This window comes from Bordetella ansorpii (genome assembly GCF_900078705.1).
GTDB classification, from domain to species: Bacteria; Pseudomonadota; Gammaproteobacteria; order Burkholderiales; family Burkholderiaceae_B; genus Bordetella; species Bordetella ansorpii_A.
In genome coordinates, this window is record NZ_FKIF01000001.1 from 749,055 (window position 1) to 765,504 (window position 16,450).

The window sequence follows — 16,450 nt, forward strand, 5'->3', positions numbered from 1 at the left end:
TCACCGCCTGAAGACATGGCCTGGCTTCGTTCCTTCCTCTACGCCCTGTTCCTGTCGATCACGGTGATTCCCTACGCGTTCGCCTGCATCCTGTGGGCGCCGCTGCCGCTGCACCTGCGCTACAGGCTCACCGTCGGCTGGCCCCGCCTGGCCATCTGGGGCGCGCGCGTCATCTGCGGCCTGCGCTGGCAGGTCAAGGGCGCGCACAACCTGCCCGACGGCCCGGCCATCCTGCTGTCCAAGCACCAGTCGGCCTGGGAAACGCTGTTCTTTCCCGCCCACATGCCGCGCCAGGTCTGCTTCGTCTACAAAAAGGAACTGCACCGCGTGCCGTTCTTCGGCTGGGGCCTGGCGCTGCTGCGCATGATCCCCATCGACCGCTCGCGCGGCCGCGACGCCTTCGACGAAGTGGCCCGCCTGGGCCAGGTGCGCCTGGACGAAGGCCGCTGGCCGCTGCTGTTTCCCGAAGGCACGCGCGTGCCGCCGGGACAGATGGGCCGCTTCAAGACGGGCGGCGCGCGGCTGGCCACCGTGACCGGCGCGCCGGTGATCCCGATTGCCCTGAATGCCGGCGAATGCTGGCGCCGCAATGCGTTCGTCAAGCGGCCGGGACTGATCACGGTTTCCATCGGACCCGCGATAGAATCGAAAGGTCTCTCCGCCGAAGAACTCAATACCAGGGTGCAAGCCTGGATCGACGCGGAGATGCGAGTCCTGAACCCCGAGAGATATGGCAAAGATTGATCAGCTCGAACTGTCGTTCGACTTCGGGCCGCCTGGCGAGCCCCGAGCCGACGACGGAACGCCGCCGGTCTCCCTGTCCGTCACGTTTCCCCCGACGCCTGCCCAACGGCATGCGCCGGGCCTGATGCCCCCGCCTTGCGCCCCGCCCCTCACCAGCACGCGGGTCCCCACGCCGCGTCCCGATCCGCTGCCCGACGGCGCGCGCTGGCGCGAGGTCGTCACGCCCCAGCAGTCCATCGGTTTCGTGCTGCTGCGCTCGCGCCGCCGCACCATCGGCTTCGTGATCGCCGAGGACGGCCTGCGCGTCACGGCGCCCAACTGGGTGACGCTGCCGCAGGTGGACGACGCGGTGCGCGAGAAGGCGCGCTGGATCCTGTCCAAGCTGCGCGACTGGCACGCCCGCAAGCAGCAGCTGGCCATGTCCCACACGCGCTGGCAGGATGGCGGCGAGCTGCCTTACCTGGGCCGCCGCATCACGCTGCGCCTGGGCGCCGACCGGCGCCAGGCCGGCCTGGAGGGCGACGCCGCGGCCCCGCAGGACGGCGCCGTGCTGTGGCTGCCGCTGCCCGCCGACGCCGACCAGACCCGCGTGCGCGACGCCGCCCAGGCCTGGCTGCAGCAGCGCGCCGGCGACTGGTTCGGCGCGCGGCTGGGCCATTTCCTGCAGGCCACCGGCCTGACCATCAGCCGCTGGCGGCTGTCGTCCGCGGCCACGCGCTGGGGCTCGTGCACCAGCGACGGCAAGATCATGCTGAACTGGCGCCTGATCCACTTCGCGCCCGCCATCATCGACTACGTCATCGCGCACGAGCTGGCGCACCTGCGCGAGATGAACCACAGCAACGATTTCTGGGCCGAGGTCGGCAACATCCTGCCCGGCTTCGAAGACGCCAAGAAACAGTTGCGCCGGCACGATCCGGCATCGCTGCCGCAGTTCTAGCGCGCAAGCGGACCCACTGCGCCTGGATGCCGCTCTCGGCGATCACTTCCGTCGAGCGCTCGATGCCGGCCCCCCCGCCATGCTGGCCGACGCCGCTCGGCCTCGCCTGCAATGGCGATTCTCCCGGCCTTCCTCCGCTGCCCGGGCACTGCGCTTGCTAGGCAGCGGCATCGCCCAGGCGCCACGGGCCGCGGCCGTGCCCGGACACCGCTGGCGGCCGGGCGTCCCCGCAACCCTCTTGCCGTGACTGACGATGGAAGACATCCTGGACGCAATGCAATGGCCGGCGATGGCGGTGACGGTCGCCGCCGCCTATCTGGTGGCCTCGAAAGGCAGGCGCCGGCGTCACGCCGGCTTCTGGACGTTCGTGCTCAGCAACGTGCTGTGGATCGCGTGGGGACTGCATGCCGCCGCCTACGCCGTCGTGGCGCTGCAACTGTTCCTGGGCGTGACGAACGTCCGCGGCCTGTGGAAGACCCGCGCCACGGCGCTATGATGGCCGCGCCGGCGTGAACCGCCGCACGGCGCAGGCGGCGCGTCGGCGCGGCGCCGGGAAAGCGCCTTGCCTTGACGTCCCTGCCCGCACGCGGGCTTGCCGCCTGCCTTGCGGGCCGTCCGCTCAATGAACGGCCCCGCGCCAACAACGAAAACCCGACATGGAACTCCGCCAGCTACGCTATTTCGCCAAGGTCGCCGAATGCGGCAGCATGGGCCGCGCCGCCACCGAACTGGGCATGGTCACCTCCGCGCTCAGCCAGCAGATCAGCCGCCTGGAAGGCGAACTGTCCACCCGGCTGATGATCCGCTCCTCGACCGGCGTGTCGCTGACCGACGCGGGCCTGGCCTTTCTGCGGCAGGCGCAGTTGTCGCTGCGCCATGCCGACAATGCCATCGAGGCCGCCAAATCGTCGCGGCTGAACGGCCACGTCAGCGTGGGCATGGCGCCCACCACGGCCTCGGTGCTGGCGGTGCCCTTCATGCAGGCCATGCGCGAACGCTATCCCGACGTACGTGTCCGGCTGGTGGAAAGCCTGTCGGGCTTCCTGACCACCATGCTGAACGCGCGCCAGCTCGACCTGGCCATCGTGTTCCAGACCGAGACCGCTCGCCGCTGGAGCATCCAGCCGCTGATCGACGAACGGCTGTTCCTGATCGCGCGCGAGGATCTGCCCGGCATGCCCGCGCCCGGCCCGGTGCGTCTGCGCGACGTGAGGCACCTGCCCCTGCTGTTGCCCGGCGCCAGCCACGGCCTGCGCGCCTTGCTGAATCACACTTTCACGCGGCTGCGCATCGAACCCACCGTCAGCGCCGAGATCGACGGCCTGGAAGTGCTGATGGAACTCGTGCGCGCCGGCCACGGCGCCACGCTGCAGCCCGGCGCCGCGGCCGTGCGGCGCGGCCAGTCCCTGGGCCTGCGGCTGGTGCGCGAACGTGCGCTGGCGCGCACCAACCTGTTGGCCAGCCTGTCGGACGACGAACTGTCACCCGCCGCGCTGGCGGTGCGCGTACTGCTGGCGCAGACGGCCGCCGACCTGGTCCGGCAAGGCACATGGCCGGGCGCGAAGCTGCACCCGGGTTGAGAGCCAGCCTTCACGATTCGTGAACAGCCCTTGTCGGAAGCCTTCTTGCCGGGCCGGCGCGGCATTTCTATAGTCGCCGCTCGACCACCCGGACAAGAGACATGATCGACGTACTGGTTATTGGCGGCGGCAATGCGGCGCTATGCGCCGCGCTGATGGCCCGCGAAGCGGGCGCCAGCGTGCTGCTGCTGGAAGCCGCGCCGCGCGAATGGCGAGGCGGCAATTCCCAGCACACCCGCAACCTGCGCTGCATGCACGACGCGCCGCAGGACGTGCTGGTGGACGCCTATCCCGAAGAAGAGTTCTGGCAGGACCTGCTGAAAGTCACCGGCGGCCAGACCAACGAGCACCTGGCCCGGCTGGTGATCCGCGCGTCGTCGAGCTGTAGGGACTGGATGCGCAGGCACGGCGTGAATTTCCAGCCGCCCCTGTCCGGCGCGCTGCACGTGGCGCGCACCAATGCCTTCTTCATGGGCGGCGGCAAGGCGCTGGTCAACGCCTATTACCGCAGCGCCGAACAGTTGGGCGTGCGGGTCCGCTACGACGCGCCGGTCGACGCGCTCGAACTGGACAACGGCCGCTTCGTGGCCGCGCGCATCGGCGATGAACGCATCGAGGCGCGCGCCTGCGTGCTGGCGGCGGGCGGCTTCGAATCCAACCGCGAATGGCTGCGCGAGGCCTGGGGCCGGAACGAGCGCGGCGAGTGGCCGGCCGACAATTTCCTGATCCGCGGCACGCGCTTCAACATGGGCGTGCTGCTGAAGTTCATGATCGACGCGGGCGCCGACATCATCGGCGATCCCTCGCAGTCGCACTGCGTGGCTATCGACGCGCGCGCGCCGCTGTACGACGGCGGCATCTGCACCCGCATCGACTGCGTGTCGCTGGGCGTGGTGGTCAACCGCGACGCCGAACGCTTCTACGACGAGGGCGAGGACTTCTGGCCCAAACGCTATGCCATCTGGGGCCGCCTGACGGCCATGCAACCCGGCCAGATCGCCTATTCCATCATCGACGCCAAGGCCATCGGCCGATTCATGCCGCCGGTGTTTCCCGGCGTGCGCGCCGACAGCCTGCCCGAGCTGGCGCGCAAGCTCGAACTGGACGAGACGACATTCATGCGGACCATCGAGTCCTATAACGCCGCCTGCCGCGTGGGCACCTTCGACCACACCACACTGGACGACTGCCATACCGAAGGCGTGGAACCCGCCAAGACGCACTGGGCGCGCCCCCTGGATACGCCGCCCTATTTCGGCTATGCCGTGCGCCCGGGCATCACCTTCACGTACCTGGGCCTGAAGGTGGACGAGACCGCCGCCGTGCGCTTCGGCGGCCGCCCCAGCCAGAACCTGTTCGTGGCGGGCGAGATGATGGCCGGCAACGTGCTGGGCAAGGGCTATACGGCGGGCGTGGGCATGTCCATCGGCACGGCCTTCGGCCGCATCGCCGGCACGCAGGCCGCCGCGGCGGCGCGATCGATGACGCATCAGGAGGCACAGCGTGCAGCAGCTTGAAGAACTGACCCGCGGCGCCCAGGACTTCGGCGCGGCCCCTGGAGGCCGGGCCACGGATGGCCGGGCCACGCATGGCCGGCCCGCCACCGGACAACCGGTGCACATCCATCGCCGCAAGATCCAGAGCGCCGACCTGACCGCCGACGAGGCTGAAGTGGCGCGCGTCATGCAGATCTGCAACGCCTGCCGCTACTGCGAAGGCTTCTGCGCCGTGTTTCCGGCCATGACGCGGCGGCTGGAGTTCGGCAAGGGCGACGTCAACTACCTGGCCAACCTGTGCCACAACTGCGGCGGCTGCCTGCACGCCTGCCAGTACGCGCCGCCGCACGAGTTCATGGTGAACGTGCCCCAGGCCATGGCGAAGGTCCGCGTGCAGACCTACAGCGACTATGCCTGGCCCGCCGCGCTGGGCGGCCTGTACAAGCGCAACGGCCTGGCCGTGTCGCTGATCGCCTCGGCCGCGCTGGTGCTGTTCCTGGCACTGGCCGCGCACCTGGCCGGCGGCCTGCTGCACGAGCCCCTGGCGGGCAACTTCTACGCCATCTTTCCGCACAACACGCTGGCGCTGATGTTCGGCGCCGTGTTCCTGTTCTCGATGCTGGCCCTGGGCATCGGCGTGACGCGCTTCTGGCGCGACGTCAGTCCGGGCTCGGCCAATGGTGCCGCCATCGCCGAGGCCACGCACGATGCGCTGCGGTTGCGCTACCTGGGCGGCGGGCACGGCAAGGGCTGCAACAACGAGGACGATGCCTTCTCGCTGGCGCGGCGGCGTTTCCACCACTTCACGTTCTACGGCTTCATGCTGTGTTTCGCGGCCACCTGTGTCGCCACGCTGTATCACTACCTGCTGGACTGGCACGCGCCCTATCCCTTCTTCAGCGCGCCGGTGCTGCTGGGCACGGCGGGCGGCATCGGCCTGCTGATCGGTCCGGCCGGCCTGCTGTGGCTGAACCTGAAGCGCCATCCCATGCAGGGCGACGCGGCGCAGCGGCCGATGGACCGCGGCTTCATCGTGCTGCTGTTCCTGATCAGCCTGACGGGGCTGCTGCTGCTGGCGCTGCGCGATACCCGCGTCATGGGCCTGATGCTGGCGCTGCACCTGGGCGTGGTGATGGCGCTGTTCCTGACCCTGCCCTACGGCAAGTTCGCGCACGGCATCTTCCGCAGCGCCGCGCTGTTGAAGTTCGCGATCGAGAAACGCCAACCCAACAAACTGCAATTGGGATCCGACTGAAAGTCTCGGACTGAAAGTCTCGGACTGAAAGTCTCGGACTGAAAGTCTCGGGCTGAAAGTCCTGAGATCAGCAGCCCCAACGCGGCACCCAGGGTCCCCTGGCGCCCTGGGGTTTCCCCGCGGGGTTTCTTGTTACGATGACGGCTTTCGTCGTCTCTCCGTACCGAGGAACCCCCATCATGCGTATGTTGCACACCATGCTGCGCGTCGGCAACCTGGACCAGTCCATCGAGTTCTACACCAATGTCCTGGGCATGCGCGTGCTGCGCCGCAAGGACTACCCGGACGGCAAGTTCACGCTGGCCTTCGTGGGCTACCAGGACGAGGACGAAGGCGCCGTCATCGAACTCACCCACAACTGGGACACCGGGAAATACGACCTGGGCAACGGCTATGGCCACATCGCCCTGGAAGTCGAAGACGCCTACGAGGCCTGTGCGAAGGTCAAGGAAAAGGGCGGCAAGGTCACGCGCGAGGCCGGCCCCATGAAGCACGGCAACACCGTGATCGCCTTCGTCGAGGATCCGGACGGCTACAAGATCGAGTTCATCCAGCGCAGCGGCCGCGCCGACTGATCCCGCCATGATCCATCCCATTCTGAAGATGGGCGACCCGCGGCTGCTGCGTGTCGCCGCGCCGGTCACCGAGTTCGGCAGCCCCGCGCTGGACGAACTGATCCGCGACATGTTCGAGACCATGGCCGCCGCGCGCGGCGTGGGGCTGGCCGCGCCGCAGATCGGCGTCGACCTGCAACTGGTGATCTTCGGCTTCGAGCACAACGAGCGCTATCCCGATGCGCCGCCGGTGCCGCTGACGGTGCTGTGCAATCCGGTCATCACGCCGCTGTCCGACCAGATGGAAGACGGCTGGGAAGGCTGCCTGTCGGTGCCCGGCCTGCGCGGCATGGTGCCGCGCCACCACCACATCCGCTACACCGGCCGCGATCCGCGGGGCAACGCCATCGACCGCGAGGCCGAAGGCTTCCACGCCCGCGTGGTGCAGCACGAATGCGATCACCTGATCGGCCGGCTGTATCCCTCGCGCATCCAGGATTTCTCGAAATTCGGCTTCACCGAGATCCTGTTCCCGGGCATGGATCCCAACCAGGACGATTGAAACCGCACGGCGGCGGCACGCGTGGCCGCCGCGCTCAGCAGCGGTTGGCGCTCCTCGCGCCGACCACGTTGTCGAACTTCTGGCGCAGGCCGTAGGCGTCCCGCACGGCCTGGGTCCGCGGCAGGGGCGGGTGCGCCGGTGTTCTCGATGTTTTCCCGACATGTCGATTGCTAAAAAATGGGGGCAATTCAGACCCATTCAAGTCACGCGCTTCCGGCACCACCCGTTTCGATGCGCCGCGCCACCTTCGCCAGGATGTGCCTCGTCCGCCGGACACTCTGCGACAATGGCCGTTTCGCGCAGCCTTGCCCTCCGTCATCGTCGATGCTGAACAAACTCTGGTTGGCTTTTTTCATCGCGGCCGCCGCCGCCGGACTGGTGCGGTGGATCGGCGGGGGCGACGCCGACGTGTTCCGCCACATCGTGGCCGCCCTGTTCGACATGGCGCGCGTGTCAGTGGAAGTCATGGTGCTGCTGTTCGGCACGCTGACCATGTGGCTGGGCTTTCTGCGCATCGCCGAGGCGGCCGGACTGGTCGAGAAACTGGCCAGGCTGCTGGGTCCGCTGTTCGCGCGCCTGATGCCCGGGGTGCCGCGCGGCCATCCGGCCATCGGCCTGATCACGCTGAACTTCGCGGCCAACGGCCTGGGCCTGGACAACGCCGCCACCCCCATCGGCCTGCGCGCGATGCGCGAGCTGCAGACGTTGAACCCCACGCCCGAGACCGCCACCAACGCGCAGATCCTGTTCCTGGTGATGAATGCGTCGTCGCTGACGCTGCTGCCGGTCACGCTGTTCATGTTCCGTGCGCAACAGGGCGCGCCCGATCCCACGCTGGTGTTCCTGCCCGTCCTGCTGGCCACCAGCATCGGCTCGCTGGTGGGCCTGCTGGCCGTGGCCGCCTGTCAGCGCCTGAAGCTGCACGACCCCGTCGCGCTGGCCTGGCTGGGCGGCGGCGCGCTGCTGCTGGGCGGTTTCATGGCGCTCTTGTCCACCCTGACGGCCAGCGCCATCGCCGCACTGTCGTCGCTGCTGGGCAACCTGGCGTTGTTCGGCATCCTGCTGTCGTTCCTGCTGATCGGCGCGTGGAAGAAAATCCCCGTCTACGAGACATTCATCGAGGGCGCGAAGGAAGGTTTCGACGTGGCGCGCAGCCTGCTGCCCTATCTGGTGGCGATGCTGTGCGCCGTGGGCGTGCTGCGGGCCTCGGGCGCGCTGGACTTTGCACTGGAAGGCATCCGCTGGCTGGCGCATGCGGCGGGTTGGGACACGCGTTTCGTCGATGCCCTGCCGACCGCGCTGGTCAAGCCGTTCTCGGGCAGCGCGGCGCGCGCCATGATGCTCGAAACGATGACCCACTTCGGCGTGGACAGTTTTCCGGCGCTGCTGGCCGCGGTGATGCAGGGCAGCACCGAAACGACGTTCTACGTGCTGGCCGTGTACTTCGGGGCGGTCGGCATCATCCGCACACGGCACGCGGTCGGGTGCGCGCTGATCGCGGATCTGGCGGGTGTGCTGGCGGCGATCTTCGTCTGCTACTGGTTCTTTGGATAAGCGCCGGTTCGGGCGGCTCAAGCGGCACGACGCCCAACCGCAGGGCGCCGGAGGATACATCGATCATGTCCGTGTTCCGTCGCAGGAAATCGTCAATCGAGCTTGATGCCCGCGTCACGGATGACCTTGCCCCACCGCGCCTGCTCGTCGGCGACGAATTGCGTGAACGCCTGCGGCGAGGACGGTTCGATCACGTAGCCCAGCGGCTCGACCAGCTCTTTGAACTTCGGGTCGGCCACGGCCTTGCGCATCGCCGCGTTCAAGATTTCCACCACGTCGGCCGGGGTACCGGCCGGCGCGACCATGCCGTACCAACCCGAGACCTCGAAGCCGGGCAGGGTCTCGGCGATGGTGGGCACCTGCGGCGCGATGGACAGACGCTCCTTGCTGGCGAACGCCAGCAGGCGCGCACGGCCGGTGGTGACCATGTTCATCGAGTACGGCCCGTCGAATAGCCCCTGCACCTGCGCGCCCATCAGCGCGGCCTGCGCCGGGCCACCGCCCTTGTACGGCACGTGCAGCACCTTCACGCCCGCCGTCGCCCCGAACAGCTCGATCGCCAGATGGCTGGTGTTGCCGTTCCCGGACGACGCCATCGAGATCTCGCCCGGCTTCTTCCTGGCGTAGTCGATGAACTCCTGTACGGTCTTCACGGGGAAGTTGCTGTTCACATACAGCGCCAGCGGCAGACTGGCCACCTTGCCGATGGACGTGAAATCCTTGGCGGTGTCGTAAGGCAGCTTGTACAAGCTGGGATTGATGGCATGCGCGGCCAGCACGAAGCCCAGCGTATAGCCGTCAGGCGTGGCGCGGGCCACGGACTGCGTGCCGATGATGGCGCCCGCGCCCGGCTTGTACTCCACCACCACCGACTGGCCCAGGTACTTGGTCAGCAGCACCGACAGCGGACGCGCGATGGCATCGGCGGAGCCGCCAGGCGGATAGCCGAGGATGAGCTGGATGGGCCGTTCGGGAAAGGCGGCATGCGCCGTGGCGCCGCAGGCCAGGGCCGCGCAGGCCAGGAGCGTCTTGAGGGGTCGTGCGAGGTTCATGTCTGTCTCCTTGTTATTGGAATGGGATGAATCAGGGGGTCAGTGTTTCGATGCTGTCCGCGTAGCTCAGCGGTGCGTCCGTGGCATTCTCGAGTTCGGCGCGCGACAGACCTTGCGCCATGGCACGCACGACAAGGCCGCGTGCGGGATCGACGTCCAGGATCGCCATGTCGGTGAACACGGCGCCGACGACGCCACACCCGGTCAACGGCAGCGTGCAACGCTCGACCAGCTTGGGCGTGCCCTGCCGGTCGGTGTGCTGCATGGCCACGACCACGCGCTTGGCGCCGGCCACCAGATCCATGGCGCCGCCGATGCCGGGCACGTCGTCCTCGTTGCCCACCGACCAGCTCGCCAGGTCGCCATTCACGGCCACCTGGAAGGCGCCCAGTATCGTCAGGTCCAGATGGCCGCCGCGCATCATGGCGAAGGACATGGCCTGGTCGCACAGCGAGGCGCCGGGAATCAGTTGCACCGGCACCTTGCTGGCATTGATCAGGTCTTCGTCGCCATCGACGCCGTCGGGCACGCCGCGCAGGCCCAGGATGCCGTTCTCGCTGTGCAGGACGATCTCCCTGGACTCGTCCAGGTAGCGCGCCACCAGCGTCGGAATGCCGATGCCCAGGTTGACGTAGCTGCCTGCGGGAATATCGGCGGCCAGCAGCTCGGCCATGCGATGGCGGGAAAGTCTAGGCGTTTGCATCAGCCGCTCCTTTGCGGACCACGCTTTGAATGAAGATGCCCGGCGTGTGGACGGCATCGGCGGCGATCGTGCCCAGCGGTACCACGTCGTCCACCTGGGCGATGCTGTGTTTCGCGGCCATGGCCATTACAGGACCGAAGCTGCGGCCGGCCAGGCGATAGGTCAGGTTGCCCCAGCGGTCGCCCTGGTACGCCTTGATCAGTGCGAAGTCGGCGCGCAGCGGGTGCTCCAGCACGTAGCCCACGCCGTCGACCACGCGTTGCTCCTTGCCTTCGGCCACGGGGGTGCCGTAGGACGTCGGCGTGAAGAATGGGCCCAGGCCGGCGCCGGCGGCGCGCATGCGCTCGACCAGCGTGCCCTGCGGCACGACTTCCAGTTCGACCTTGCCGGCGCGGTACAGGTTGGCGAAGACGTCCGCGCCGGATGACTTCGGATACGAGCAGATCACCTTGCGCACCAGTCCCGCAGCCAGCAGCGCCGCCAAGCCATAGTCACCGGTGCCGGCGTTGTTGCTGATCAGCGTGAGGTCGCGCGGCGCGTGCCGGACCAGCGCGGCCAGCAGTTCACGGGGCAGCCCGGCATCGCCGAAGCCGGTGACCATGACGGCGGCCCCGTCCGGGATGCGGCACACGGCCTCGTGCAGTGAGTGTGCAATCTTGTTGATCATGAGAACGCTTGGATGAGGGGGTTGGAAAGCCGCGTCACAGCGTTGCCCCGGTGCCCAGCAAGGCGGTGGACTGGCTGGACAGGGTGGCGCCGTTGCCGTGCACCAGCGCCACGTCTGCCCGCTGCTGGCGCTGGCCAGCCGACCCGCGCAACTGCTCGACGGCTTCCAGGATCAGGAACACGCCATACATGCCGGGATGGCCGAACGACAGGCCGCCGCCATTGGTGTTGACAGCCAGCGAGCCGCCCGGCGCGATGTTGCCGCCGCTGACGAACCGGCCGCCTTCGCCTTTCGGGCAGAAGCCCAGGTCTTCGAGGAAGAGGACCACGTTGATCGTGAAGGCGTCGTACAGGCACAGCGCGTCGACGTCACCCGGCGACAGGCCGGCCGCCGCGAAGGCGCGCGGCCCGGATCGCGACGCCGCCGTCACCGTCAGGTTTTCCATCGAGGAAATCTGCCGGTGCCACACCTCGGTGGCGCAGCCCAGCACGTAGGCGGGCTCGTGCGGCAAGGTACGCGCCAGATCCGCGCGCGTCAGCACGAATGCACCTGCCCCATCGGTCAGCAAGCAGCAATCGCGCACCGACAGCGGATCGCTGACCATGCGGGCTTGCAGCACGTCCTCGATCGTCAGCGCATCGCGGCTGTAGGCCAGCGGATTCAACTGAGCCCAGCGGCGCGCCGCGACGGCGACCTCGGCCAACTGTTCGCGCGTCGTGCCGTATTCGTGCATGTGACGCGATGCGGCCAGCGCATAGGAAGTGATCGGCTGCAGCGGCTGGTACGGCGCCTCGTAGGGCAGCGGATCCAGCACCGCGCGCATCTTGCCGACGGCGGCGCGATCCAGCGTCGAGGTGCGCTGCGTGCTGCCATAGCAGACCAGCACCGCATTGCATTGGCCCGCCATCAGGGCATGCATCGCGGGCTCCAGGTGCGCCACGAAGCTGGAGCCGCCCAGCATGGTGCTATCGATGAAGCGTGGCCGCATGCCCAGATACTCGGCCACCGGCATGGCCCACATCGTGGCCGAAGCGCTGCAGGTGCACAGCCCGTCGATATCGGACATCTTCAGCCCGGCATCCGCGACGGCGCGGCGTGCGGCCAGCGCCAGGATTTCCATGTCGGTATGGCCACCGGCACTACCCAGTCCGGCATGGCCAATGCCCACGATGGCGGTAGCGCCCCGAAGGTTGGAGGCGCTCATTGCGCGGTCTCCTTCGCATGGAGGTCGAACACCACGAGAGCCACGCCATCGACGTCCTGCACGCGGGCGACGACCTGGTCGCCGATGCGGACCTCGCCGGGCGCGGTATGCTCCACCCGCGACATCATCCGGAAGCCCTCTTCCAGATCGATCAGGCTGACGTTAGAATCGCCCCCGGCCTTCGGCGGCCGGCGCACGGTCGTGGTGGCATGCACCACGCCGCGTCCACTGGGCGTGATCCAGTCGAACTGGTCATGGCTGCACGCCGGGCATATCTGCCGGGGGTAAAAAACAGTCAGGCCGCACAGCGTGCAGCGCGGCACGCGCCATTGTCCCTGCGCCAGGAAGGCAAAATACTGCTGCTCGACGCCGACGGGCGCCCGGGATTCGGCGTGGCTCATGCCGCCGCTCCCTGTTCATCCAGCGCGAGAGACGCGGCGCAGGCGCGGTCCACGAAGGCCGCCGCTTGACCCAGGTAATTGACGGGATCGGTCATCGCCGCGATCTGCGCATCGTCGAAGTGTTCGCGGATACCCGGCGACGCCATCAAGGCCTGCGCCAGGCCGACCCTGTCGTCGCAGGCGCGGCGGCAGGCGTCGTAGACGGCGTCGTGCGCATCCTGGCGGCCCAGCTTGGGCGCCAGCGCCATCATCACGGCTTCGGCCACGATCAGGCCGTCGCTCAGGTCCAGATTGCGGCGCATGCGCGCCTCGTCGACGATCAGCCCCTCCAAGGCGAACCGGGCCTGATGCAAGGCGCCGGCCGTCAGGACGAAGCTCTCGGGCAACGCGACCCATTCGGCATGCCAGGGCCCCGTCGCGCGCTCGAAGTCCTGCACCATGCCATCGACCATCAGGCCGGCGTGCTGCCGCACGGCCTTGGCGGCGGCCAGCATCAGCTCGCTGGAAATCGGGTTGCGCTTCTGCGGCATGGTGCTGCTGGCGCCGCGCCCTTTCACGAAGGGCTCGTAGACCTCGCCGAACTCGGTGGACGCCATCATCATGATGTCCGTCGCCACCTTGCCCAGCGAACCGGTGATCAGCGCCAGCAAGGATACCGCCTCGGCCAGGCCGTCACGCGCCACGTGCCACGGCGTGGGCGCCACGCCCAGGCCGAGTTCACGCGCCAGAGCGTGCTGTACCGCCACCCCGGCGTCGCCCAGCGAGGCCAGCGTGCCCGCCGCTCCCCCCAATTGCACGACCTGGACACGCTCGCGCAATTGCGCCAATCGGACCTGGTGGCGGTCGAACATCGACAGCCAGACGGCCACCTTGTAGCCGAAGGTGACCGGCAGCGCGTGCTGCAGGTGCGTGCGGCCCGCCATGACGGTCTGCCGATGCTTCTGTGCCAAGGCGCGCAGCACCTCGCGGATGTGCCGCAAGTCCTCTTCCACCACGTCCAGGCCGGCGCGCACCTGCAATACACTAGCCGTGTCCATGATGTCCTGAGTCGTCGCCCCCCAATGCACGTAGCGCCCCGCTTCTCCGCACATGTCAGCAAGCTGGTGCACCAGAGGCAGTATGGGGTAGCCGACGATGTCGGTTTCCTTGCGCATGCGGTCGAAGTCGATCCGCTCGATGCGCGCGCTTTCCGCGATGCTGGCCGCCGCTTCGGGCGGGACGATGCCGCACGCGCTCTGCGCGCGCGCCAGCGCGACTTCTACCTGGATATAGCGGTCCACCGTCGCCACGTCGGAGAAGATCCCGCGCATGGCGGGCGTGCCGAAGGCATCGCGGAACAGCATCGAATCCAGCACGGTGCTGGAAGAGGAAGGAAGGGGCATGAAGTAGGCCGATAGAATAAAACGTACATAACAATATGTTCGAACATAACTTTAGCAGCGTGACTGCTCGGGGGTAACCTGGGGTTATCCCGTGGTCCGCCACATTCCGGGGAACAGAAACATCGAATGAAGAAAGTCACGTATCCCATGGTCGTGAAGGATCTGACTGCCGCCATCGCCTGCGGCAAGCATCCCGTCGGCTCGCTGCTGCCGACCGAGCTTGAACTCAGCGCCCTCTACGGCACCAGCCGCCACACGATCCGCGCCGCCTTGCAGGAACTTCAGCAGTTGGGCCTGGTATCACGCACGAAGAACGTGGGCACCCGCGTGGAAGCTCGCGAACGCGCCGAAGGCTTCCAGCAGACGCTGGCGTCGCTGGACGGATTGGTACAGTTCGGCAAGGCGCACGTGCGCGAGGTGCAGCACGTCGAGGAAATCGTCGTGGACCTGGAGTTGGCGCGTACGCTGGGTTGCCCGGGCGGCACGCGCTGGCTGCGGATCTCCAGCCTGCGGCTGCCCGCCGAGGACTTGGAGCATCCCGTGGGATGGACCGACGTCTACGTCGAACCCGCCTACGCCGAGGCCGTGCCCATCGTGCAGGCCTCGCCCCAGACGCTGCTGAGCAACATCATCGAGGAACGCTTCGGGCGCCGTATCGCGCAGATCCGCCAGGAAGTGGATGCGGTCAGCGTGCCCGGCCATCTGGCCGTGCCGCTGAACGTCGAACCGGGATCGCCGGCGCTGCAGATCGTCCGCACCTACCTGGACGCCTCACGCCGCGCGTTCGAGATCAGCGTGACGGTCCATCCTGCGGGCCGCTTCACGCTGTCCATGCTGCTGAACCGCAACACGGAATGAAGACGCGGGCAGGCACGCCCGCACCACGCCCCCCCCTTACTGCACCTTCAGGATCTTCATGCCGTTGGTGCCGCCGCTGTCGCGGTGGAAATCGCCCTTGGTCAGGATGACCCAATCGCCTTCCTGCACGCGGCCGCTTTTTTTCAGCTCGTCGATGGCGGCGTCGCTCAACTCGGCGGGATCGTATTTCTCGGCCTCGAAGGGCACCGTGTACACGCCACGGAACAGCGCCGCGCGGTGCTGCGTGATCGGGCTGGGGCTGTAGCAGTAGATCGGCACGCCCGAGCGGATGCGCGACATGATCAACGGCGTGTTGCCGCTTTCGGTGAGCGCAATGATGGCCTTCACGCCGGGGAAATGGTTGGCGGCGTACATGGCCGACAGGGCGATGGTCTCGTCGCAGCGCTCGAAGACCTCTTCCAGGCGATGGTGCGACTTGGTGCTGGTGGGATGTTTCTCGGCCCCCAGGCACACGCGCGCCATGGCCTGCACGGCCTCGACGGGATACTGGCCCGAGGCGCTCTCTGCCGACAGCATCACGGCATCGGTGTAGTCCAGCACCGCGTTCGACACGTCCGACACTTCGGCGCGCGTGGGCATCGGACTGTTGATCATCGACTCCATCATCTGCGTGGCGGTGATGACCACCTTGTTCAGCTTGCGCGCGTGCAGGATGATGCGCTTCTGGATGCCGACCAGCTCGGCATCGCCCACCTCCACGCCCAGGTCGCCGCGCGCCACCATCACGCCGTCGCTGGCGCGGATCAGGGCATCCAGGGCCTCGTCGTCGGCCACGGCCTCGGCGCGCTCGATCTTGGCGATGATCCAGGCCTGGCTGCCGGCCGCCCGCACCAGCGTGCGGGCTTCGTCGATGTCGTGGCCATAGCGCGGAAACGACACGGCCACGTAGTCCAGTTCCAGTTCGGCCGCCAGCAGGATGTCGGCGCGGTCCTTGTCGGTCAGGCTGGGCGCGGACAGGCCGCCGCCACGGCGGTTGATGCCCTTGTTGTTCGACAGCGGGCCGGCCACGGTAACGGTGGTGTGCACGGCATCGCCCTCGATGCGGTCGACCTGCAGCACCACGCGGCCGTCGTCCAGCAACAACTCGTCGCCGGGTTTGCAGTCCTGTGCCAGCTCGGGATAGTCGATGCCGACGATGGACGCGTTGCCCTCTTCCTTGGGATGCGAATTCGACAGGGTGAACGGCTGGCCCATCTTCAGCATGACCTGCTTGTCGGTGAAGCGCGCGATGCGGATCTTGGGGCCTTGCAGGTCGCCCATCAGCGCGACGAAGCGGCCCTGCCTGGCCGCCAGCTCGCGTACCTGGCGCGCGCGTTCGCGGTGGTCGTCGGCGCTGCCATGCGAGAAATTCAGGCGCGCGACGTCCATGCCGGCGCGGATCAGCGCCTCCAGGCGTTCGGGCGTCGAGGTGGCGGGACCCAGGGTGGCGACGATCTTGGTGCGGCGCATTACGGTCATGCTGTCTCCTGTTCGGCGA

At 67.9% G+C, this 16,450-nt stretch carries 17 protein-coding genes; 10 read left to right on the top strand and 7 right to left on the bottom strand.

Going from position 1 to position 16,450, the window contains the following annotated elements; genetic code table 11:
• Window positions 1–15 precede the first annotated feature (15 nt).
• The 9 genes from A6745_RS03010 to A6745_RS03050 all read left to right on the top strand — a co-directional run bounded on the left by A6745_RS03010 (window position 16) and on the right by A6745_RS03050 (window position 8,685).
• Window positions 16–744, top strand: coding sequence for a lysophospholipid acyltransferase family protein (locus tag A6745_RS03010; RefSeq protein WP_066123301.1), 729 nt, complete (start codon window positions 16–18; stop codon window positions 742–744).
• Window positions 731–1,684 carry a M48 family metallopeptidase gene (locus A6745_RS03015; RefSeq protein ID WP_066123304.1) on the top strand — a complete coding sequence of 318 codons (954 nt, stop codon included), beginning with the start codon at window positions 731–733 and terminating at the stop codon, window positions 1,682–1,684. Before A6745_RS03010 ends, A6745_RS03015 begins: the two co-directional genes overlap by 14 nt.
• Window positions 1,685–1,937: 253 nt before the next feature.
• On the top strand, window positions 1,938–2,180 hold the full coding sequence (locus A6745_RS03020; RefSeq protein ID WP_066123307.1) for a hypothetical protein: 243 nt from the start codon (window positions 1,938–1,940) through the stop codon (window positions 2,178–2,180).
• A 160-nt stretch (window positions 2,181–2,340) separates the two neighbouring features.
• Entirely contained in the window at window positions 2,341–3,264 is a 924-nt protein-coding gene (locus tag A6745_RS03025; protein ID WP_066123310.1) for a LysR family transcriptional regulator, read from the top strand.
• A gap of 101 nt (window positions 3,265–3,365) precedes the next feature.
• Window positions 3,366–4,781 carry an FAD-dependent tricarballylate dehydrogenase TcuA gene (tcuA, locus tag A6745_RS03030; RefSeq protein ID WP_066123313.1) on the top strand — a complete coding sequence of 472 codons (1,416 nt, stop codon included), beginning with the start codon at window positions 3,366–3,368 and terminating at the stop codon, window positions 4,779–4,781.
• The gene (tcuB, locus tag A6745_RS03035; protein WP_066123316.1) at window positions 4,768–6,015 is read left to right on the top strand and encodes a tricarballylate utilization 4Fe-4S protein TcuB; all 1,248 of its coding nucleotides are present in this window, start codon (window positions 4,768–4,770) and stop codon (window positions 6,013–6,015) included. Before tcuA ends, tcuB begins: the two co-directional genes overlap by 14 nt.
• Window positions 6,016–6,194: 179 nt before the next feature.
• Window positions 6,195–6,590, top strand: coding sequence for a lactoylglutathione lyase (gloA, locus tag A6745_RS03040; protein WP_066123319.1), 396 nt, complete (start codon window positions 6,195–6,197; stop codon window positions 6,588–6,590).
• A 7-nt stretch (window positions 6,591–6,597) separates the two neighbouring features.
• Window positions 6,598–7,131 (top strand): peptide deformylase, encoded by a 534-nt coding sequence (def, locus tag A6745_RS03045; RefSeq protein WP_066123322.1) that lies wholly within the window; start codon window positions 6,598–6,600, stop codon window positions 7,129–7,131.
• Window positions 7,132–7,455: 324 nt separating this feature from the next.
• Window positions 7,456–8,685 (top strand): nucleoside recognition domain-containing protein, encoded by a 1,230-nt coding sequence (locus A6745_RS03050; RefSeq protein WP_066123325.1) that lies wholly within the window; start codon window positions 7,456–7,458, stop codon window positions 8,683–8,685.
• Window positions 8,686–8,777: 92 nt separating this feature from the next.
• Here A6745_RS03050 and A6745_RS03055 read toward each other — a convergent pair whose 3' ends face one another.
• From A6745_RS03055 to A6745_RS03080, 6 genes are read right to left on the bottom strand one after another with little or no spacing between them, the layout of a single operon-like run.
• Complete coding sequence (locus A6745_RS03055) at window positions 8,778–9,737, bottom strand: tripartite tricarboxylate transporter substrate binding protein (protein ID WP_066123329.1); 960 nt, start codon at window positions 9,735–9,737, stop codon at window positions 8,778–8,780.
• Window positions 9,738–9,768: 31 nt separating this feature from the next.
• Complete coding sequence (locus tag A6745_RS03060) at window positions 9,769–10,440, bottom strand: 3-oxoacid CoA-transferase subunit B (RefSeq protein WP_066123332.1); 672 nt, start codon at window positions 10,438–10,440, stop codon at window positions 9,769–9,771.
• Window positions 10,427–11,107, bottom strand: a complete 681-nt coding sequence (locus A6745_RS03065; RefSeq protein WP_066123335.1) for a 3-oxoacid CoA-transferase subunit A — start codon at window positions 11,105–11,107, stop codon at window positions 10,427–10,429. Before A6745_RS03065 ends, A6745_RS03060 begins: the two co-directional genes overlap by 14 nt.
• 34 nt (window positions 11,108–11,141) lie before the next feature.
• A complete protein-coding gene (locus tag A6745_RS03070) occupies window positions 11,142–12,311 on the bottom strand; it encodes an acetyl-CoA acetyltransferase (RefSeq protein ID WP_066123338.1) in 1,170 nt (389 codons plus the stop codon).
• Window positions 12,308–12,712 carry a Zn-ribbon domain-containing OB-fold protein gene (locus A6745_RS03075; protein WP_066123341.1) on the bottom strand — a complete coding sequence of 135 codons (405 nt, stop codon included), beginning with the start codon at window positions 12,710–12,712 and terminating at the stop codon, window positions 12,308–12,310. Before A6745_RS03075 ends, A6745_RS03070 begins: the two co-directional genes overlap by 4 nt.
• A complete protein-coding gene (locus tag A6745_RS03080; RefSeq protein WP_066123344.1) occupies window positions 12,709–14,094 on the bottom strand; it encodes a class-II fumarase/aspartase family protein in 1,386 nt (461 codons plus the stop codon). Before A6745_RS03080 ends, A6745_RS03075 begins: the two co-directional genes overlap by 4 nt.
• Before the next feature lie 126 nt (window positions 14,095–14,220).
• On the opposite strand from A6745_RS03080, the gene A6745_RS03085 reads away from it, so the two are divergent.
• Window positions 14,221–14,952 (top strand): GntR family transcriptional regulator, encoded by a 732-nt coding sequence (locus tag A6745_RS03085; RefSeq protein ID WP_066123347.1) that lies wholly within the window; start codon window positions 14,221–14,223, stop codon window positions 14,950–14,952.
• Window positions 14,953–14,988: 36 nt separating this feature from the next.
• On the opposite strand, the gene pyk is transcribed toward A6745_RS03085, so the two are convergent.
• Window positions 14,989–16,431 (bottom strand): pyruvate kinase, encoded by a 1,443-nt coding sequence (gene pyk / locus A6745_RS03090; protein WP_066123350.1) that lies wholly within the window; start codon window positions 16,429–16,431, stop codon window positions 14,989–14,991.
• Window positions 16,432–16,450 lie beyond the last annotated feature (19 nt).